Annotated in this window: 14 protein-coding genes and 1 pseudogene; 9 read left to right on the plus strand and 6 right to left on the minus strand. The window is 65.5% G+C overall.

What is annotated here, in order from left to right; genetic code table 11:
• The 7 genes and pseudogenes from AC3WLY_RS30475 to AC3WLY_RS30505 all read left to right on the plus strand — a co-directional run.
• Positions 1–6250: YadA-like family protein (locus tag AC3WLY_RS30475; protein ID WP_492332743.1), on the plus strand; the 6250-nt coding region annotated here is incomplete at its 5' end.
• Positions 6251–6322: 72 nt separating this feature from the next.
• A complete protein-coding gene (locus AC3WLY_RS30480) occupies positions 6323–7015 on the plus strand; it encodes an OmpA family protein (protein WP_492309379.1) in 693 nt (230 codons plus the stop codon).
• A 199-nt stretch (positions 7016–7214) separates the two neighbouring features.
• Positions 7215–7811, plus strand: a complete 597-nt coding sequence (locus AC3WLY_RS30485; protein ID WP_492332744.1) for a hypothetical protein — start codon at positions 7215–7217, stop codon at positions 7809–7811.
• 65 nt (positions 7812–7876) lie between these two features.
• The gene (locus AC3WLY_RS30490) at positions 7877–8191 is read left to right on the plus strand and encodes an H-NS histone family protein (RefSeq protein ID WP_492309381.1); all 315 of its coding nucleotides are present in this window, start codon (positions 7877–7879) and stop codon (positions 8189–8191) included.
• Between the two features lie 6 nt (positions 8192–8197).
• Positions 8198–8635: a hypothetical protein gene (locus tag AC3WLY_RS30495; RefSeq protein ID WP_492309382.1), complete on the plus strand. Its 438-nt coding sequence runs from the start codon at positions 8198–8200 to the stop codon at positions 8633–8635.
• Between the two features lie 263 nt (positions 8636–8898).
• Complete coding sequence (locus AC3WLY_RS30500; protein ID WP_492309383.1) at positions 8899–9267, plus strand: hypothetical protein; 369 nt, start codon at positions 8899–8901, stop codon at positions 9265–9267.
• A gap of 203 nt (positions 9268–9470) precedes the next feature.
• Positions 9471–9855: pseudogene (locus AC3WLY_RS30505) on the plus strand (integrase core domain-containing protein); the annotation flags it as partial.
• Positions 9856–10074: 219 nt separating this feature from the next.
• Here the strand turns inward: AC3WLY_RS30505 and AC3WLY_RS30510 are convergent.
• The 3 genes from AC3WLY_RS30510 to AC3WLY_RS30520 all read right to left on the minus strand — a co-directional run bounded on the left by AC3WLY_RS30510 (position 10075) and on the right by AC3WLY_RS30520 (position 13001).
• Positions 10075–10620, minus strand: a complete 546-nt coding sequence (locus AC3WLY_RS30510) for a recombinase family protein (protein WP_492309384.1) — start codon at positions 10618–10620, stop codon at positions 10075–10077.
• A gap of 295 nt (positions 10621–10915) precedes the next feature.
• Entirely contained in the window at positions 10916–12403 is a 1488-nt protein-coding gene (locus tag AC3WLY_RS30515) for an aldehyde dehydrogenase (protein ID WP_492309385.1), read from the minus strand.
• A gap of 19 nt (positions 12404–12422) precedes the next feature.
• On the minus strand, positions 12423–13001 hold the full coding sequence (locus tag AC3WLY_RS30520) for a thioesterase family protein (protein ID WP_492309386.1): 579 nt from the start codon (positions 12999–13001) through the stop codon (positions 12423–12425).
• A gap of 263 nt (positions 13002–13264) precedes the next feature.
• On the opposite strand from AC3WLY_RS30520, the gene AC3WLY_RS30525 reads away from it, so the two are divergent.
• A complete protein-coding gene (locus AC3WLY_RS30525; protein WP_492309387.1) occupies positions 13265–14395 on the plus strand; it encodes a porin in 1131 nt (376 codons plus the stop codon).
• A 246-nt stretch (positions 14396–14641) separates the two neighbouring features.
• Here AC3WLY_RS30525 and AC3WLY_RS30530 read toward each other — a convergent pair whose 3' ends face one another.
• Genes AC3WLY_RS30530 through AC3WLY_RS30540 form a run of 3 tightly spaced genes read right to left on the minus strand, consistent with a single transcriptional unit; the run spans position 14642 to position 18771 of the window.
• Complete coding sequence (locus AC3WLY_RS30530; protein ID WP_492309388.1) at positions 14642–16771, minus strand: acetate--CoA ligase family protein; 2130 nt, start codon at positions 16769–16771, stop codon at positions 14642–14644.
• Positions 16772–16821: 50 nt separating this feature from the next.
• The gene (locus AC3WLY_RS30535) at positions 16822–17979 is read right to left on the minus strand and encodes an acyl-CoA dehydrogenase family protein (protein ID WP_492309389.1); all 1158 of its coding nucleotides are present in this window, start codon (positions 17977–17979) and stop codon (positions 16822–16824) included.
• A 3-nt stretch (positions 17980–17982) separates the two neighbouring features.
• Positions 17983–18771, minus strand: a complete 789-nt coding sequence (locus AC3WLY_RS30540; RefSeq protein ID WP_492309390.1) for an enoyl-CoA hydratase/isomerase family protein — start codon at positions 18769–18771, stop codon at positions 17983–17985.
• A 144-nt stretch (positions 18772–18915) separates the two neighbouring features.
• On the opposite strand from AC3WLY_RS30540, the gene AC3WLY_RS30545 reads away from it, so the two are divergent.
• A complete protein-coding gene (locus AC3WLY_RS30545) occupies positions 18916–20082 on the plus strand; it encodes an ABC transporter ATP-binding protein (RefSeq protein WP_492309391.1) in 1167 nt (388 codons plus the stop codon).
• Positions 20083–20117: the final 35 nt, after the last annotated feature.

Raw genomic sequence — 20117 nt, forward strand, 5'->3', positions numbered from 1 at the left:
GCTGTCGACCTCGGCGTCGACAGGAATTTCGTCGGCCAACAGTTCGATCACGTCGCTGTCGACGTCGACGTCCACGGGTATCAGTTCGCTGTCGACGGGCCTGAGTTCGACCAACAGCACGGTGACGTCGCTGTCGACCTCGGCGTCGACAGGAATTTCGTCGGCCAACAGTTCGATCACGTCGCTGTCGACGTCGACGTCCACGGGCATCAGCTCGCTGTCGACGGGCCTGAGTTCGACCAACAGCACGGTGACATCGCTGTCGACCTCGACTTCTACGGGCATCAGTTCTCTGTCGACTGCAACCAACAATCTTGGCAGCAGCACAGCCTCGGCACTCGGCGGTGGCGCGACCTACAATCCGGCGACTGGCACGATTTCGGCACCGTCGTACACCACGTACAACGCGAACGGAACGACGACGACTGCCAACAACGTCGGCACGGCAATCGACAACATCAACAGCCAGGGTATCAAGTACTTCCACGCGAACTCGACCGCGCCGGACAGTGAGGCATTAGGCACCAACTCGGTCGCGATCGGACCGAACGCGGTGGCGAACAATACTGGTGACGTAGCACTGGGCTCGGGCTCGGTGACGGCGGCGGCGAATCCGACGGCCACAGGCACGATCGGTGGCGTGACGTACAACTACGCGGGCACGACGCCGACGAGCGTCGTGAGCGTGGGTGCGCCGGGTGCGGAGCGCCAGATCACGAACGTGGCGGCCGGTCAGGTGACGGCGACAAGCACGGACGCGATCAACGGCTCGCAACTGTTCGTGACGAACACAGCGATCAACAGCCTGTCGACCTCGACGTCGACGGGGCTGTCGAGTGCAACGAGTTCGATCACGTCGTTGTCGACGTCGACGTCGACGGGCATTGGCTCGTTGTCGACGGGCTTGTCGTCGACGAACAGCAGCGTGACCTCGCTGTCGACTTCGACATCGACTGGCCTGTCGAGCGCGACGAGTTCGATCACGTCGCTGTCCACCTCGACGTCGACGGGTATTGGCTCGTTGTCGACTGGCTTGTCGTCGACCGACAGCAGCGTGACCTCGCTGTCGACTTCGACGTCAACCGGCCTGTCGAGCGCAACGAGTTCGATTACGTCGCTGTCCACCTCGACCTCAACGGGGATCGGATCGCTGTCGACCGGCCTTTCGTCGACGAACAGCAGCGTGACCTCGCTGTCGACGTCGACGTCGACCGGTCTGTCGAGCGCGACGAGTTCGATCACGTCGCTGTCCACCTCGACGTCGACCGCGATCAACGCGGCGAAGACGCACTACTACAGCGTCAACGACAACGGTACGCAGCAAGGGAACTACAACAACGATGGCGCGACGGGTATCAACGCGCTGGCGGCGGGCACGAACGCTACGGCAGCGGGTGCGAGTGCGGTTGCGGTAGGCGATGGCGCGAACGGCAGTGCAGCAGGTTCGGTCGCGGTGGGTCAGAACGCGGTGGCGAACAACACCGGCGACGTGGCGCTGGGCTCGAACTCGGTGACGGCGGCGGCCAGTCCGACGGCGTCGGGCACGATTGGTGGCGTGACGTACAGCTACGCGGGCACGACGCCGACGAGCGTAGTGAGCGTGGGTGCGCCGGGCGCGGAGCGTCAGATCACGAACGTGGGAGCCGGTCGGGTGACGGCGAGCAGTACGGACGCGATCAACGGTTCGCAGCTGTTCGCGACGAATACGGCGATCGACAGTTTGTCGACTTCGACGTCGACGGGGCTGTCGAGCGCAACGAGTTCGATCACGTCGTTGTCGACGTCGACCTCGACGGGCATTGGCTCGTTGTCGACGGGCTTGTCGTCGACTGACAGCAGCGTGACCTCGCTGTCGACTTCGACGTCGACGGGGCTGTCGAGCGCGACGAGCTCGATCACATCGCTGTCCACGTCGACCTCGACGGGGATCGGTTCGCTGTCGACGGGCTTGTCGTCGACAGACAGCAGCGTGACCTCGCTGTCGACTTCGACGTCCACCGGCCTGTCGAGCGCAACGAGTTCGATTACGTCGCTGTCCACCTCGACCTCGACGGAGATCGGCTCGCTGTCGACGGGCCTGTCGTCAACGAACAGCAGCGTCACGTCGCTGTCCACCTCGACGTCGACCGCGATCAACGCGGCGAAGACGCACTACTACAGCGTCAACGACAACGGTACGCAGCAAGGGAACTACAACAACGACGGCGCGACGGGCATCAACGCGCTGGCGGCGGGCACGAACGCTACGGCAGCGGGTGCGAGTGCGGTTGCGGTAGGCGATGGCGCGAACGGCAGTGCAGCAGGTTCGGTCGCGGTGGGTCAGAACGCGGTGGCGAACAACACCGGCGACGTGGCGCTGGGCTCGAACTCGGTGACGGCGGCGGCCAGTCCGACGGCGTCGGGCACGATTGGTGGCGTGACGTACAGCTACGCGGGCACGACGCCGACGAGCGTAGTGAGCGTGGGTGCGCCGGGCGCGGAGCGTCAGATCACGAACGTGGCGGCTGGTCGGGTGACGGCAACCAGTACGGACGCGATCAACGGTTCGCAGCTGTTCGCGACGAACACGGCGATCGACAGTTTGTCCACATCGACGTCGACGGGCTTGTCCTCGACGAACAGCAGCGTGACCTCGCTGTCGACTTCGACATCGACTGGCCTGTCGAGCGCGACGAGTTCGATCACGTCGCTGTCCACCTCGACCTCGACGGGCATTGGCTCGTTGTCGACGGGCTTGTCGTCGACAGACAGCAGCGTGACCTCGCTGTCGACGTCGACGTCGACGGGGCTGTCGAGCGCGACGAGCTCGATCACATCGCTGTCCACGTCGACCTCGACGGGGATCGGTTCGCTGTCGACGGGCTTGTCGTCGACAGACAGCAGCGTGACCTCGCTGTCGACGTCGACGTCGACCGGTCTGTCGAGCGCGACGAGTTCGATCACGTCGCTGTCCACCTCGACGTCGACCGCGATCAACGCGGCGAAGACGCACTACTACAGCGTCAACGACAACGGTACGCAGCAAGGGAACTACAACAACGACGGCGCGACGGGCATCAACGCGCTGGCAGCGGGCACGAACGCTACGGCAGCGGGTGCGAGTGCGGTTGCAGTAGGCGATGGCGCGAACGGCAGTGCAGCAGGTTCGGTCGCGGTGGGTCAGAACGCGGTGGCGAACAACGCCGGTGACGTGGCGCTGGGCTCGAACTCGGTGACGGCGGTGGCCAATCCGACGGCGTCGGGCACGATTGGTGGCGTGACGTACAGTTACGCGGGCACGACGCCGACGAGCGTAGTGAGCATGGGTGCGCCGGGCGCGGAGCGTCAGATCACGAACGTGGCGGCTGGTCGGGTGACGGCAACCAGTACGGACGCGATCAACGGTTCGCAGCTGTTCGCGACGAACACGGCGATCGGCAGTTTGTCGACATCGACGTCGACGGGGCTGTCGAGCGCAACGAGTTCGATCACGTCGTTGTCGACTTCGACCTCGACGGGCATTGGCTCGTTGTCGACGGGCTTGTCGTCGACCGACAGCAGCGTGGCCTCCTTGTCGACTTCGACGTCGACCGGCATCGGCTCGCTGTCGACCGGGCTGTCGTCGACAAACAGCAGCGTCACGTCGCTGTCGACGTCAACGTCGACCGCGATCAACGGAGCCAAGACGCACTACTACAGCGTGAACGACAACGGCACGCAGCAGGGCAACTACAACAACAACGGCGCGACGGGCGTCAACGCGTTGGCTGCAGGCACGAACGCCACGGCGGCCGGTGCGAGCTCGGTGGCAGTCGGCGACGGTGCGAACGCGAATTCGGGGGGCGCGGTGGCGATCGGCCAGAACGCGATGGCAACGGGCGGGCAGGCCGTGTCGATCGGGGTGGGCAACACGGCAAGCGGCGACGGTGCGGTGGCAATCGGTGACCCGAACGTCGCGACGGGCACGGGCGCGGTGGCGATGGGTGCGAACAACACGGCGAACGGTCAAGGTGCCGTGTCGTTGGGCAACGCGAACATTGCGACTGGTCAGGGTTCCGTGGCACTGGGTAACACGTCGTCCGCGAACGGTGCGGGTTCCATCGCGCTCGGTTCGAGTGCGGTGGCGAACAACGCGAACGACGTGGCGCTGGGCTCGAACTCGGTGACGGCGGCTCCAAACCCGACGTCGTCGAGCACGATCGGCGGCACGACGTACACCTTTGCCGGCGCGACGCCGACGAGTGTAGTGAGTGTGGGCGCGCCGGGCGCAGAGCGCCAGATCACGAACGTGGCGGCCGGTCAGATGACGGCGACGAGCACGGATGCGGTCAACGGTTCGCAACTGTTCGCGACGAATACGGCGATCGGCAGCCTGTCGACGTCGACGTCGACGGGGCTGTCGAGCGCGACGAGTTCGATCACGTCGCTGTCCACGTCGACCTCGACCGGTATCGGCTCGCTGTCGACCAGCCTGTCGTCGACAAACAGCAGCGTGACCTCGCTGTCGACGTCGACGTCGACGGGGCTGTCGAGCGCGACAAGTTCGATCACGTCGCTGTCCACGTCGACCTCGACCGGCATCGGCTCGCTGTCGACCGGTCTGTCGACGACAAACAGCAGTGTCACGTCCCTGTCCACGTCGACTTCGTCGAGCATCAGTTCGCTGTCGACCTCGACGTCGACAGCGATCAACGCATCCAAGACGCACTACTACAGCGTCAACGACAACGGTACGCAGCAAGGGAACTATAACAACGACGGTGCGACGGGCATCAACGCGCTGGCGGCAGGCACGAACGCTACGGCGGCAGGTGCGAGCGCGGTCGCGGTGGGCGACGGTGCGAACGCCAAAGCGGCTGGCACGGTGGCGGTGGGTCAGAACGCGGTGGCGAACAACGCCGGCGACGTGGCGCTGGGCTTGAACTCGGTGACTGCAGCAGCCAATCCGACCGCATCGGGCACGATCAACGGGGCGAACTATGCGTATGCCGGTGCGACGCCCGCGAGCGTGGTGAGCGTCGGTGCGCCGGGCGCGGAACGCCAGGTCACGAACGTCGCGGCGGGCCGCGTGTCGGCCACCAGTACCGACGCCGTGAACGGGTCGCAGTTGTATGCGACCAATCAGGCGGTCGACACCCTGGGCAATACCGTCAACAACATCGAGAACGGCGGCGGGATCAAGTATTTCCACGCGAACTCGACGTTGCCGGACAGCCAGGCGCTCGGTACGGACAGCGTGGCGATCGGACCGAACGCAATCGCGACCAATGCGGGCGACGTGGCGCTCGGCGCAGGCGCGGTGACGGCGGCGGCGAACCCGACGGCGTCGGGCACGATCGGCGGCGTGACGTACAACTATGCCGGCGCGACACCGACGAGCGTGGTGAGCGTGGGGGCGCCGGGGGCGGAACGCCAGATCACGAACGTGGCGGCCGGACGCGTGTCGTCGACCAGCACGGACGCTGTCAACGGATCGCAGCTCAACACCGCGATTCTGGCGATCAATAGCCTGTCGACCTCGACGATGTCGAACATCGCGTCGCTGTCGACCAGCGAAGGCGGGAGCAGTTCGCTGATCACGTCGCTGTCGACGACGATCGGCCGGCTGTCGACGACGACCATCGCGAGCGGCTCGCACTACTACAGCGTGAACGACGGTAGCGCGCAGCAGGGCAACTACGACAACAGTGGTGCGACCGGTTCGAACGCGATGGCGATCGGCCCGAATGCGGCGGCTTCCGGTGCGAACGGACTTGCGGTCGGCAGCGGTGCGAACGCCAGCGCGGACGGCGGTACGGTGATCGGCGCGAACGCGTTGGTGTCGGGCAGCAGCGGCACGGCGATCGGCACGGGCGCCACGGCGTCGGCGGCCGGCTCGGTTGCGCTGGGTGCGAACTCGGTGGCGAGCGAAGCGAACACGGTGTCGGTCGGTGCGCCGGGCAGCGAGCGGCGGATCACCAACGTCGCGCCGGGCATCAATCCGACCGATGCGGTGAACGTGTCGCAACTGGGGGCGGTCCAGCAGGACGTCAACAATGTGGCGCGCAAGGCGTATGCGGGCGTCGCGGCGGCCACCGCTCTGACGATGATTCCCGAGGTCGATGCAGGCAAGACGCTGTCGGTCGGGATCGGCGGAGCGAGCTACCAGGGCTATAGCGCGGTTGCGATCGGTTTCACCGCGCGCCTGTCGGAGAACCTCAAGCTGAAGGGCGGGGTGAGCGGCAGCAGTGCCGGCTATACGTACGGCGCGGGTCTGGGTTACCAGTGGTAACGCGGAGAGCGCGATGCACTCGTCGGAGCCTCTGTCCGTTCCGGAAGGACACCACGTTTGAAAGGATCAATCATGTCTACTACAAGAACTGGAGTGCTCCTTGCCACCGTGCTGGTGGCCGGATGCACGGCCGCGTCGGGGCCGACCTACAACGCGTATTCGGTGGCATTGCCTGACGGAGCGCAGGCTTACCGCGTGACCTGCTACGGCCTGCTCGAAGGGCCGGGCGCTTGCCGCAAGGAGGCGGCGTCGATCTGCAAGGATCAAACGGTCATGGTACTCGAGGCTCAATCGGGGCTTGGCGTCACCTCCGGTGGCCAGCCGGACGACCGTTCCCTGCTGTTCCGCTGCGGCGCGCCCACGGTTGCTGCTGCGCCGGTTGCGCAGCAGCCGTCTCCCGCGCCGTCGCCGCCTGCGGTGACGACGCTTGACGCCGATACGAACTTCGACACCGATCGCGCCGATCTGAAGCCGATCGCGCGAGACCGGCTGGACCGGCTGATCTCCGAGTCGCGCGGGGTGAGGGTCCGCACCGTGACGGTCAATGGCTATACGGATTCGGTCGGCTCGGACGACTACAACGTAGGGCTGTCCGAGCGACGCGCCCGCGCGGTCGACGCGTACCTGCAGTCGCACGGGCTGAGCGCCGGGCGGTTCGTCAGTCGCGGATACGGCAAGGCCGATCCGGTCGATTCGAACGAGACGGCGGCCGGACGCGCGCGCAACCGCCGAGTTGAGGTGCGGCTGGACGTCGATCGGCCATAACGTTTGCCGGCAGCTCGTCCGCTATCACGCTGGTGTGCTTTTCCTCGTTAGCACATTGGGCGGGGCGAGTAGCCGTGGCGGGCCGTCACGTCATCGTGGCGGTTCTTTTTAAGGTGCGCATCCCGGCCGGCAACGGTGCAGCGCGACCCGCGGAAGCTGTGTCGCGCCTTGGGGAACAGCAGGCAGGACGGAACGGGAAATGGCAATGAACGGAACGCCCGGGTGTCTGGCACCGTTGCTGGCGGCGATGGTGATGTGCGGAGCGCTAACGCCGGCGCGAGCCGGGGGGCTTGAATCGCTGCCGCCGGTTGGCCCAGCGGTGGCGCCGGCGATACAGGCTGCGCCGGGCGCCAACGTGCTCGCGCGGTCGGCGCAGGCGGTAGGTGTCCGGCGCTGCTATCCGGCGGTGGATCAGGTGTCGTCACGGATGCTCGCGGGCACGCGGCGCGCCGATGTCGCGCTGGACTGGGATCGACACGATCCTGACGGTGAGCCGTTCTTTGCGCTCGCCGGTCTCGAGTACCCGAGCTCGTCGGCCGTGCTGTCGCTGACGACGGTGCCCGCGCCGGCGGGCGGCTGCACGATTCTCGTCGAACGCGTGTCGAGCGCGCCGTTGTCGTGCAAGGCCGTGGCTGCGTCGGAATTGCGCGACTACAACGGGACGCCGCTCGTGAAGGCGGTAACCGTTTACGTCAACCGCAGTCGTTTGCGGGACACGGTCACGCTGGTGGACGCGCCGCCGGTATGCCTGATCATCCGGCGCCAGGTGCAGTTTCGGTGGGGTGCAGCCCGGTGACGGGAGTGTGGCAGGCGTATGCGCTTCGCATCCGACGAGAAACGGATCGTATCGAGGAATGTGTCATGAAGTCCTATAGCGAACTGCTGGAGCAATTGGACCAGTTGAGAAAAGAGATCGATATCGCCCGCGAGCACGAAGCTCGGCGCATTGCGCAACGCGTGCTGGAGGTACTCGCGGAGAATGGGGTGAACGTTCAGGAGCTGACGACGCACTCGTCGCGTGGCCGACGGCGGGGCACGAAACTTGAACCGAAATACTGGAATCCGGAGACCGGCGCGACATGGGCGGGACGAGGACGGACGCCGAGATGGTTAATTGATCAGAATCTCGAAAAATTCAGAATCGATCCAAGTGATGAGTTACCGAAAAATGAGTGAGTGCCGGTGAATTCAGAACGTGATCAGAGCAAGCCGAATGACAGATGGCTGGAGAGCGAATTGCTTATGAAGCTGAGTCAATATTGTCGATCGACATTGTTTCGAGCAGCATGGCTTCAACCAAATGGCGTGAACATGGTGTATGCGCATGCGAGAGATCGGACTGCGGCCATTCGGTTGTTTGAGGAGATATTGAGCCGCTTATCTCGGACACCGTCTGGACGAGTTGAATTCAACCAATTATATTCATACTCTGAAATGAAGGAAATGGGAATTAGCCAGAATTGTGATTTCCGAATTTTTGAAATGGGCTGGCAGGACGGTGCGGTAAGCCGTTGGGTAGAGCAACCGCTCTTCCTCAGTAGTGATCAAACGTTGATTGGTCAATGGGTAGCGTTGCTGATTCAGCGCACAGTGTCCGCCGCGGCAATGCGAAGCTCGTAACGCTTAAGCCGGATTATGTGGCGTTGTCCGTCCGGCACCGACGCATCGTGAATTTGCTGTTGTATGTCAATTTGTCGTGAAACATCAAGTTGATGTCATGATTCCAAGGGGAGGTGGTGATCCGTTGGTGCACACGGCCACCGGAATCACGACGTCGACATAATTCGCCGAGTCAATTTGGGCGGCTGAAATTGTTCATAAATATAATTTTATTGATTGAAGTTGCGGAAATCTGGTCATAATATTTTTCGGGTGGCGGGGATATGTTGAAGAGGATCGGTTTTGGTGATGAAGTTGCGGAAATTGATGAGATATGTTGCTGGTTATTTTTCGAATGGTGCGACAGGAGATCGATCATCGCACTGACATACCTGCTGCAGGCGTGGCCGATCTCGATTTATGGGGATGAAAATTTAAAGAAGCTGCTTGATTCTATCAAGTGTTTGTATAATTTTCATATTGATTTATTCTCCCATGACGCTGCTGATAAGGTCGAAAAATTATTCGATGCAATTGAGCGTGTAATTGTTGTGCGTGACAGGGAGGATGGTTCACTTCATAGAGCAGCGAATGAGGCTTCATTGTACATCTTGTCGGAAAAGAATGAGGATGTCGATGGGACGGGGCGGTAGATTTATCTAAATCTTCGGCGTAGTAGTTCGGTGTTTGTGATAGGTGTCGTGGGTTGGCGCCAATCAATTTTTCTTGGATGGCGCGACTTGGGTCATGTAATTGTAAGTTCATGGGACTCATGAAATCACAATCCAACGAACACATGTGGCAATGTCAGTGTGGACCGGTTACGATCACGATCGGTTGAGCCAACTGACCCCGTGACCGCGAAGCGATGAGCTGGGCGGCCACGACGGCGGGCCACAGTGGCGACATCGTGCGCGACGTGATGCTGGCTGCAGTGGAAAATCGGTTTGGCACGAGCTGCATACACTGTCCGAAATCGAATGGCTGACCGACAACGGTTCGGGCTATACGGCCGACGATATACGCCTGTTCGCGACGGCCATCGGCTTGAAGCCATTGACTACGCCGGTGTGCAGCCCCCAAAGCAACGGGATGGCCGGGAGCTTCGTGAAGACGATGAAGCGCGACTACGTCGCCTTCATGCCGAAGCCAGACGCAGCGACTGCTGCACGCAACTTGGCCATCGCGTTCATATACATTACAACGAGAAGCATCCCCATAGCGCGCTGAAGTACCGCTAGCCTCGCGAGTTCCGGCGCTCGATGGATTCAGCAACCTTAGTGTGACGCTGTCTCCGGGATTACAGGGTCAACTCCAGAAGTCTTGGCCCGGCGCACCATTACGAATATGAATCTTAGAGGCCTGTTCAAGAACCCTGCTCAGCTTGCCGAAAGCTGTTCCAGCAGACGAGTGCACAGCCAAGTTTCAAGAAGGCTCGACATTCAACACGGTTACTCAGGTCACTTCCGAAGGTACCGGCGCAGCGTCCGAACATGAACACAATAGAGGGCCGCCACCTCTGCCTCCGTGCAGATATCCAATAGTACCCGCGCTCGAACTTGATCTTGTGTAGAGAGGGAAAATGGGCGCCCAAGCTTGCTACCACGACGTCTTGCGGCCGATAGTCCGGCTCGGGTACGCTCGCTAATCAACGCACGCTCGAACTCTGCGAGGGCAGCTATCATGTGAAACGTGAAGCGGCCGACCGGGGAACCCGTATCGATGCACTCGGTGAGCGACACGAACTCGACGCCCGTTTCGCCAAGCTGCGTGATGATCTGGATCAAATGGCTGATCGACCGCCCCAATCGGTCCAAGCGCCAAACAACCAAGGTGCTCCCATCCGATATCGCATCAAGTGCCTCTCTCAGCCCGGGCCGGTCGCAGCAAATACCTGAAATTCCTTGATCAGAGAAAATGACATCACATCCGTAACTTTGTAAAGCCGAAATCTGGAGATCAAGGTGTTGCTCTTCAGTTGAGACCCGCGCGTAGCCGACCTTCATCGTTCCTCCCAACAATTGTGTCGTGGTAAGGTCTGTAAGGAGAGAGATTTTGATAGGGAGGATTCCTTATTGTGCTAACGAATAGAACTGATTGGCAGCTATTCGCGCGATGCCGTCGTCCTTCATCTATCCATCCATGAGCCTGGTTCGATCGCCCGATTTTACCTGACCTCCCGGGCGTGACAGTACCCGATTGATTTCTTCTTTCTGTAATGAATCGATCGGGAGCGCACGTCCCGATCGTTACGCTAACCGGGCGCCACGAGGATCCAGCGGCGCTCCCGCCACCCCGACCTCAACGCAACCGGATGATCGTCGACTTCAGTTCCGTGTATTTCTCGAGCGCGTGCAGCGAATTGTCGCGCCCGTTGCCCGACTCCTTGAAGCCGCCGAAGGGGAAGTTCATGTCGTCGGTTTCCTCGTAGCCGTTCACCCACACCGTGCCGGCCCGCAGCCGGCGCGCGGTTTCGTGCGCGGTCGTCAGGTTTGCCGTCCACACCGATGCCGCGAGCCCGTAGCGCGTGTCGTTCGCGAGCGCGACGGCCGTATCGAGATCGTCGAATGCCGTGACCGCGAGCACTGGCCCGAAGATCTCCTCGCGCACGATCCGCGCATCGGCGCGCGGGCAGTCGAACACGGTCGGCTCGACGTACTGGCCGCCGCTTGCGGTACGTGCGCGCTTGCCGCCCGCCAGCAGCGTCGCTTCGTCGCGGCCGGCATCGACGTAGCCGAGCACGCGCTCGACCTGCGACGCGTCGATCAGGCTGCCCATCCGCGTGTCGGGCGACAGCGGGTCGCCGGGCGCATATTCGGGGGCGATCGCGAGCACGCGTGCGACCAACTCGTCGCGAATCGCGCGATGGACGAGCAGGCGCGAGCCGGCCGTGCACATCTGCCCGGTGTTGTAGAACACCGCATGCGCGACGGTGCGCGCCGCGCGGTCGAGGTCGGGGCAGTCGGGCAGCACGATCTGCGGCGACTTGCCGCCGAGTTCGAGCCACACGCGCTTCAGGTTCGAATCGGCCGCGCAGCGCGCGACCTTGTGGCCAACCGCGGTCGAGCCGGTAAACGCGATGCAGTCCACCTCCGGATGGCGCGCGAGCGCTTCGCCCGCGTCGCCGAAGCCCGGCAGCACGTTGAGCACGCCGGCCGGCAGCCCGGCCTGCGCCGCGAGCGCGGCGAGCGGCAGCGCACTCAACGGCGATTTCTCCGACGGTTTCAGCACGACGCTGTTGCCGGCCGCGAGCGCGGGCGCGCATTTCCACATCGCGATCATCGCGGGGAAATTCCACGGCACGACCGCGGCGACCACGCCGATCGGCTCGCGCGTGACGAGCCCGACGAGATGCGCATCGGCCGGCACGACTTCGCCGCCCGTCTTGTCGATCGCTTCCGCGAACCACTCGGCGCAGTACGCGGTGGACGGAATGTCGACCGCGATCGTATCGGCGATCGGCTTGCCGGTGTCGAGCGTTTCGAGCAGCGCGAGATCGTCCGCGTGCTCGCGGATCAGCGCGGCCCAGCGCAGCAGCACGCGCTTGCGTTCGCGCGGCGTCGCGCCGCGCCATGCGCCGTGCTCGAACGAGCGCCGCGCGGCCGCGACCGCGAGGTCGGCGTCGGCCTGCCGGCAATGGGCGACCTGCGCGAGCACGCGGCCGTCGATCGGGCTCGTGCACGTGAAGGTCGCGCCGTCGTGCGCGTCGCGGAACGCGCCGTCCACGAAGGCGCGGGATTCGATCTCGAGTTGGCCGGCGCGCGTGCGCCAGGCGTCGTTCGTCTGCATGGAAGGCTCCGTCGTGGGTTCAGCGTGAAGCGGGGGCGGGGCGGCGGATCGCGATCGCGCGACCCGCGTGAGGTTCGCGCGGCGCGCGCGCATGTTCGGTGTGAATCGCGTCGAGATGCCGGCGCATCGTGGCGGGAAACGGCGTCGAGCGCTTCGTGCGCATGTCGACGTGCGTCAGCAACTGTTCGCCGGTCGCGAGCTGCGCGCCGGTCGTCGCGTGGTGCATCGAGTGGAACACGTGCAGGCGCCGGTCGTCCGCATCGAGCAGCCGCAGCGTGAGCCTGAGCGGTTCGCCGAGCATCGCTTCGCGCAGGTGACGGATGTGCGTCTCCGCCGAATAGATCGAGCAGCCGGCTTCGCGATAGTCGTCGTCGATGCCGAAGTAGCGGAAGAACGCGTCGCTGCTGTCGCCGAACACGAGCAGGTAGCACGATTCGCTCATGTGGCCGTTGTAGTCGACCCATTCGGGCTGCACGGTGCAGCGGTGCAGTTCGAGCGGCGTCGCGATCGGCGCGCCCGGGTCATACGGGCGCGACTTCTGTCCTTCGTAGGCCGAGCGCAAGCGCGGCTCGGCGGCGGGGCTGAGGTGGTTCGTCATCCGGTGCACTCCCGAGGTTCGGAACGGGCCCGCACGTCGTCCGCGGGGCTGACGGTCGATGTTATTACGGGTTGAACGTTTTTTCAATAAAGAAGTTGCCGATGCGTGTAAACACCGGTGCCGGCCGACCCATCAATCGATTGAACATTCATTCAACGAAACCTATACTCGCCAGCGCCGCGATGCCGAAGCGAAGCAGGCGAGCGGTCTTTCTCGAACAACGACAATCGATCCGCGTCGCGCGGAAACTGGAGACACCGGAAATGAAGAAACGCTTCCTGCTGGCCGGCATGATGTCGGTGATGGTCCACGGCTATGCGCACGCGCAGAGCAGCGTCTCGCTGTACGGGATCATCGACGGCGGCATCACCTATGTGAACAATGCGGGCGGCGCGCATGCGTACCTGTTCGACGACGGCGTGTCGTACGGCAACCGCGTCGGCCTGATGGGCACCGAGGATCTCGGCGGCGGCAACAAGGTCGTGTTCAAGCTCGAGAACGGCTTCCGGCTCGGCACGGGCAAGCTGAACCAGGGCGGCGCGATGTTCGGGCGCCAGACCTACGTGGGGCTCGGCAACGACTGGGGCACGCTGACGTTCGGCAACCAGTACGACTTCGCGTACGACTTCACGGCGGCGTTCAACGTCAGCGCGTTCGGCAGCGGCTATGGCGTGCATCTCGGCGATTTCGACCGCCAGAGCGGCGACCGCCTGCAGAACGCGGTGAAGTTCGTCAGCAACAGCTTCCACGGGCTCGTGGTCGGCGGCATGTATTCGTTCAGCAACGACGCGGGCAGTTTCCACGACGGCAGCGCGTGGAGCGTCGGCGCGACCTACACGCATGGCGATTTCTCGGCGGGCGGCAACTATACGCGGCTTAATTCGCCGCGCGGGCTCGCGGCGCTCGATCCGTACGCGCAGATGGGCGTGACGACGATGCTCGGGCAGACGGTCGCGACCGTCGATCCGGCGACGGGCGCCGTCACCGACCTGCACGACTCGACGCCGTTCGCGATCAATTCGCAGTCGATCTTCGGGATCGGCGCATCGTATGTGCTCGGCAAGCTGACGCTCAGCGCCGATTTCAGCAACACGACGTTCAAGGGCTACGGGCAATCGTCGACGATGCGCGTGTACGAGGCGGGCGGCTTGTACCAGGCGACCGCGCCGCTGTCGCTCGTCGCGGGCTACCAGTACTCGACGTTCGAAGGCCATCACTGGCACGAGGTTGCGCTGGGTGCGCACTACGCGCTGTCGAAGCGCACCGACGTGTATGCGGCCGTCGACTGGATGCGCGCGTCGAACGGCGTCGACGCGGTGATCGGCTACAGCTTCGCGCCGTCGACGAGCCGCACGCAGGCCGCCGCGCGCGTCGGCATGCGGCATAACTTCTGAGCCGCCTTGCTTCATGGGCCGGCGATGGCCGGCCCTGTCGGCTTTCCACGATTCATCCCGGAACGGCGGCGGCGTCGCTGCTCGCGCAGCGATGCGGAGATCGCCGCGATACACAGGCACAAGCGCGCGGGCGGTCCGCTCGCGCTGCTCGATCGCGGCAAGGTGATCCGGGTTTCGCTCCGTCAATGTGAAACCGGCCCGCCCGCGCGACACGCGAGCGGGCCGGTGCGCTTCAGGCCCGATGTCTCACGCGTCGAGCCTCACCAGCGCGTCGACCGCGACCGCGCCATGTTCCATCGCCAGCAGCGGGTTGACGTCGAGCTCGACGAGCGTATCCGCGTGCGCCTGCGCGAAGCGCGCGATCGCCATCACGTTCGCGACGACGGCGTCGAGATCGGCCTTCGGCCGCCCGCGATAGCCGGTCAGCAGCGGCCCGAGCTTCAGCCCGAGCAGTGCATCGCGCACGTCGCTTTCCCGTACGGGCAGCAGCAGCGTCGCGGTGTCGCGGATCAGCTCGACCAGCACGCCGCCGGCGCCGAGCACGAGCGCGAGTCCGAAATTCGGCTCGCGCTTCACGCCGACGATCAGTTCGAGCAACGGCGTGTCGGCCATCTTCTCGACGAGGATGCGCTCGACGCGCACGTCGGGCGCATAACGTGCGACTTGCTCGGTCATCCGCCCGACCGCGGCGGCGACGGCCTCGGGCGACGCGAGCTTCAGCGCGACCGCACCGGCCTCGGTCTTGTGCGGCAGGCGCTCGCTGACGACCTTCACGCAGACCGGAAAGCCGAGCCGCTGCGCGGCGGCCGGCGCGTCGGCGGGCGCGACGCACTCGGCCGGCGGCACGTCGAGCCCGTGCGCGGCCAGCATCCGCTTGCTCGCCCATTCGTCGTGCAGCGTGGCGGCGCCGTCGCCGCCGTGGCCGGCCCGCAACACGGGCAGCGCGTTCAGCGCATCGGCATCGAGCAGGCGGCGGCGCGTGTCGCCGTAGGTCATGGCCGCGCCGATCGCGTCGATCCCGTCGGCGAGCCCCTGCAGCGGCGCGATGCCGGCCGCGGCCATGCGCGCCGCGTGATCCGGCGGCGTCAGGTCGGGAAACACCGAGATGACCGCGCCGACCACGCCGTGCTGGCGCGCGGACGCCGCGAACGCGTCGGCCGCGATGTCGCACAGCGGCCGTTCGCCGGTCGCTTCCTGCGGATAGTCGAGGATCATCGCGGCCGCGCCCGGGCGATCGGCCAGCAGCGCGTCGCAGCATGCGCGCATCTTGTCGGGGTCGCCCCACGGCGTCGTCGTGAAGTCGAGCGGGTTCGCGATCGTCGCGTAGGCGGGCAGGACGTGGCCGAGCGCGTCGCGGCCCGCGTCGCCGACGGGCGGGAACGCGATGCCGCATGCTTCGCCGAGGTCGGCCACGAGCCCCGCGTCGCCGCCGGACGTCGCGAGCGCGGCAAGCGTGCGGCGCTCGGGCACGCCGGCGATCGCGAGCAGCTTCAGCGTCTCGACGAGGCCGACCGGATCCTTCGCGCGAATCACGCCGAGCCGCCGGAACAGCGCGTCGTACAGCGCGTCCGAGCCCGCGAGCGAACTCGTGTGGCTCATCGCGAGCTGCGCGCCGAGCGTCGACGTGCCGCTCTTCAGCGCGACGATCGGCACGCCGCGCGCGAGCGCGCGTGCGGCGGCCTCGCTGAACGCGCGCACGTCCTTCAGGCCTTCGAGATGCACGCCGATCGCGCGGATGCGCGGATCGTCGACGAACGCGTCGACGAGGCGCGCGATGTCGACCGAGGCCTGGTTGCCAACGCTCGCGAGGTACGCGAACGGCACCGAGCGTGCGCTCATCGACAGGTTGTACGCGAGGTTGCCGCTCTGCGTGATCACGGCGACGCCCGATTCGACGCGCGGCGCGCCGTGCGCGACGGGCCACAGCGCGCTGCCGTTCAGGCCGTTGATCAGCCCGTAGCAGTTCGGCCCGAGCACGGCCATGTCGCCGGCTGCGTCGACGAGCGCCTGCTGCAGCGCGGCGCCGTCGGCGCCGGTCTCGGAGAAACCCGATGCGTAGACGATCGCGCCGCCCGCGCCGCGTTCGGCGAGCGCGCGCACGACGTCGATCGCCTGCCGCGCGGGCACCGCGACGAATACGGCATCGGGCGCGGCGGGCAGGTCGGCGACGCTCGCATGGCAGCGCACGCCGTCGATCTCGGGATGGTTCGGGTTGACGAGCCGGATGTCGCCGGCATAACCGTAGTCGCGACAGCGCTGCACGGCGCCCGCGATGCCGCGTCCGCCGACAAATGCGATGCTGGCCGGCTCGAGCAGCCGGCGCAGGTTGGCGGCGGCGGCGGCGCGGCAATCCCTGACTGCGGGAGAGGAGGTCATGAAAAGTCCTTTCGGAAGTCGCGCCGGACGTGCCGGCTCGGCGGTTCGCGTCAGCTGTAGCGTCGGAGGATTTCCTTGGACAGGATATGCCGCTGGATCTCGGATGTGCCTTCCCAGATGCGCTCGATGCGCGCATCGCGCCAGAAGCGCTCGATCGGCAGTTCGTCCATCAGCCCCATGCCCCCGTAGATCTGCACCGCATGATCGGTCACGCGGCCGAGCGTTTCGGTCGCCAGCAGCTTCGCGAGCGCGGCGTCGCCGTCGGTCATCGTGCCCAGATCGAGCTTCTGCGCGGTGTACAGCGTGACGAGTTCCGCCGCGCGGATCTCGGTCTGCATGTCGGCGAGCTTGAACGACGTGCCCTGGAATTCGCCGATGCGCTTGCCGAACTGCTGGCGCGTCGCCGCCCATTCGGCGGCCATCTCGAACGCGCGCTGCGCGCGGCCGATGTTGTTGGCCGCGACCATCACGCGGCCCGCGGTCAGCCAGTCGTTCGCGAGATCGAAGCCGCGATGTTCTTCGCCGAGGATCTGCGCGGCGCTGACGCGGCAGTCGGTCAGGAAGATCTCCGACTGGTGGTAGCCGCGCAGGCTCGTGCAGTGCGGGCCGCGCCGCACGGTCATGCCCGGCGTGTCCTTGTCGATCAGGAAGCAGGTCACGCGCTTGCGCTTCTGGCCGCGCACCTCCTCCTCGCCGGTGACCGCGAACAGGATCACGAAATCGGCGGTATCCGCGTGGCTGATGAAGTGCTTGCTGCCGTTGATCACGTAGTCGTCGCCGTCGCGCACCGCGCGCGTGCGGATGCCCATCGCGTCGGAACCGGCGCCAGGCTCGGTCAGCGCGAAGCAGTCCACGCGCTCGCCGCGCACGGCCGGTTTCAGGTAGCGCTCGATCTGGTCGCCCTTGCACGCCATCAGGATCTTGCTCGGCCGCGCGACGAACACGTGCAGCGCCCAGCTCGTGCGGCCGAGCTCGCGCTCGACGAGTGCCTGCGTCACGTAGTCGAGGCCCGGGCCGCCGGCGCTTTCGGGCATGTTGAATGCGTAGAAGCCGAGCTCGATCGCCTTGCGGCGGATCGAATCGGCGAGTTCGGGCGGCACGTCGTCCGCGCGGTCGACCGCGAATTCATGGGGCTGCAGTTCCTTTTCGACGAACTGACGCAGCGACGACACCAGCATTTCCTGCTCATGGGTCAGCGAAAAATCCATGAATCATCTCCCGACAAAATGAGGTGCGCGCCCCTCGACCGACGCGCGAAGTGCTTCCTTGCCGTCCTCGCTGTGACCGCAAGCGACGCAGGCTGCCAGCTCGCCGCGCAACTGCTCGGCGAGGGTGTGCGTGAGCGATTGCGCGAGCAGCGCCTTGGCATGCCCGAACGCGACGCTCGGCCCTTGCGCGAGACGCGCGGCGAAGGCGGCGACGTGCTGCGCGAACGCGTCGGCGTCGACGACTTCGGACACGAAGCCGGCCGCGAGCGCGTCCTGCGCGTTCCAGCGTTCGTTCAGGAAGATGAAGCGGCGCACGACGTCGGGCCGCGCGAGACGCGGCAGGAACCAGCTTCCGCCCATGTCGGGGCTGTAGCCCATTCCCGTATAGCCGCAGCGCAGCGTCGCGGCCGTGCTCGCGATGCGGAAGTCGCACGCGAAGCCGATGTCGGTGCCCGCGCCGACCGTCGAGCCGTTCAGCGCCGCGACGGTGGGGCGCGGAAATGCCGCCAGCGCCGCGACGAACCGGTGCGCGCGTTCGCTCCACCCGTAGGTGTCGAGTTCGCCGTTGCGCTCGGCCTCGGCCCATTCGTCGACGTCCGCGCCCGCGCAGAACGCGCTGCCCGTGCCGGTCAGCACGAGGCAGCGCACGGCCGGGTCGCTCGCGAGCGCGTCGAGCGTGTCGCGAAGAAAGTCGAGATGCGGCCGCGCGAGCGAATTGCGCTTCGCCGGGCGGTTCAGGCGAAGGGTCACGACGCCGTCGTGCCGTTCGATTCGGATGTCCTCGATGCGCATGCTGATCACTGTCTCCTTGGTGTTGGGTGTCGTGTTGTGTCAGGGCCGGCGAGGGTCGCCGCTACTTGCGAACCGCATTTCGGCATAGTATAAGTTCTGTTAAATGAACGTTCAACCCAATTGTGAGCCGACAGGAGACACACGATGAGCGCGGTGATGGAGACGTCGGCAGGTGTGGGGGAGGGAAGGCCCGGTGCGCATGCGGCTCGTGCGGAACCGGCGGGGCGCACGGCGAGCGGCGCGGGCCTGCAGATCGACCGCGTGTCGAAGCGCTACGGCAGCGTGCATGCGCTGCGGGAAACGACGCTCGACATTCCGCGCGGCGAATTCCTGACGATCCTCGGGCCGTCGGGTTCCGGCAAGACGACGCTGCTGACGATCGTCGCGGGGTTCGAGCACCCGAGCACCGGCGACCTGCGCGTCGGCGGCCGCAGCATCGTCGCGTTGCCGCCCGAGAAGCGCAACTTCGGGATGGTGTTCCAGGGTTATGCGCTGTTTCCGCACATGACGGTCGAGCAGAACGTCGCGTATCCGCTGATGGTGCGCAAGCAGAAGGGGCCCGACGCGGTGAAGCGCGTGAAGGCCGCGCTCGATCTGGTGCGGCTCGGCCATCTCGCGAGCCGTTTGCCGCGCCAGTTGTCCGGCGGCCAGCAGCAGCGCGTCGCGATCGCGCGCGCCCTGGTGTTCGATCCCGATCTCGTACTGCTCGACGAGCCGCTCGGCGCGCTCGACCGCAAGCTGCGCGGCGAGGTGCAGGTCGAATTGAAGGCGCTGCACGAACGGCTCGGCGCGACGTTCCTGTTCGTCACGCACGACCAGGAGGAGGCGCTGTCGATGTCGGACCGCATCGCGATCATGCGCGACGGACGGCTCGAACAGGTCGGTACGCCGGACGGGCTGTACGAACAACCGGCCAACCGCTTCGTCGCCGATTTCCTCGGCAAGAGCAACTTCATCGAAGGTGTCGCGCTCGGCGGCGATGCCGCGGCGACGCACTATCGCGTCGGCGATGCGCGTTTCGTCGCGCCCGCGTGCGGCGCGCGGCCGGACGACACGCTGCTGTTCGCGCTGCGGCCGGAGAAGGTCGCCGTGTCGGCGGCATCGTGCGGCGGCGCGCACAACGAAGTGGCCGGCCGGATTCGCCACTGGAGCTATTTCGGTTCGTCGTACCGCTTCGAGATCGAGACCGCGGCGCTCGGTTGCGTGACCGCCGACGTGCCCGCATGGCGCGGGCTCGCGTCGCCGCACACCGGCATGGACGTGTTCGTGCAGTGGGAGCGCGACGCCACTTGCCGGATCGCGTCGGACTGACGCGGCGCACGATGCATTCCGCGCGACGCGGCGAG

It is taken from the genome of Burkholderia sp. FW306-1C-G01B (assembly GCF_058781685.1).

Excerpts from the sequence above, each read along its gene's own strand:
- AC3WLY_RS30520 (WP_492309386.1), bottom strand. The coding sequence starts at position 13,001 with ATGACGAACCACCTCAGCCCCGCCGCCGAGCCGCGCTTGCGCTCGGCC.
- AC3WLY_RS30500 (WP_492309383.1), top strand. The coding sequence starts at position 8,899 with ATGTTGAAGAGGATCGGTTTTGGTGATGAAGTTGCGGAAATTGATGAG.
- AC3WLY_RS30510 (WP_492309384.1), bottom strand. The coding sequence starts at position 10,620 with ATGAAGGTCGGCTACGCGCGGGTCTCAACTGAAGAGCAACACCTTGAT.
- AC3WLY_RS30545 (WP_492309391.1), top strand. The coding sequence starts at position 18,916 with ATGAGCGCGGTGATGGAGACGTCGGCAGGTGTGGGGGAGGGAAGGCCC.
- AC3WLY_RS30485 (WP_492332744.1), top strand. The coding sequence starts at position 7,215 with ATGGCAATGAACGGAACGCCCGGGTGTCTGGCACCGTTGCTGGCGGCG.
- AC3WLY_RS30490 (WP_492309381.1), top strand. The coding sequence starts at position 7,877 with ATGAAGTCCTATAGCGAACTGCTGGAGCAATTGGACCAGTTGAGAAAA.
- AC3WLY_RS30525 (WP_492309387.1), top strand. The coding sequence starts at position 13,265 with ATGAAGAAACGCTTCCTGCTGGCCGGCATGATGTCGGTGATGGTCCAC.
- AC3WLY_RS30480 (WP_492309379.1), top strand. The coding sequence starts at position 6,323 with ATGTCTACTACAAGAACTGGAGTGCTCCTTGCCACCGTGCTGGTGGCC.
- AC3WLY_RS30540 (WP_492309390.1), bottom strand. The coding sequence starts at position 18,771 with ATGCGCATCGAGGACATCCGAATCGAACGGCACGACGGCGTCGTGACC.
- AC3WLY_RS30515 (WP_492309385.1), bottom strand. The coding sequence starts at position 12,403 with ATGCAGACGAACGACGCCTGGCGCACGCGCGCCGGCCAACTCGAGATC.
- AC3WLY_RS30530 (WP_492309388.1), bottom strand. The coding sequence starts at position 16,771 with ATGACCTCCTCTCCCGCAGTCAGGGATTGCCGCGCCGCCGCCGCCGCC.
- AC3WLY_RS30535 (WP_492309389.1), bottom strand. The coding sequence starts at position 17,979 with ATGGATTTTTCGCTGACCCATGAGCAGGAAATGCTGGTGTCGTCGCTG.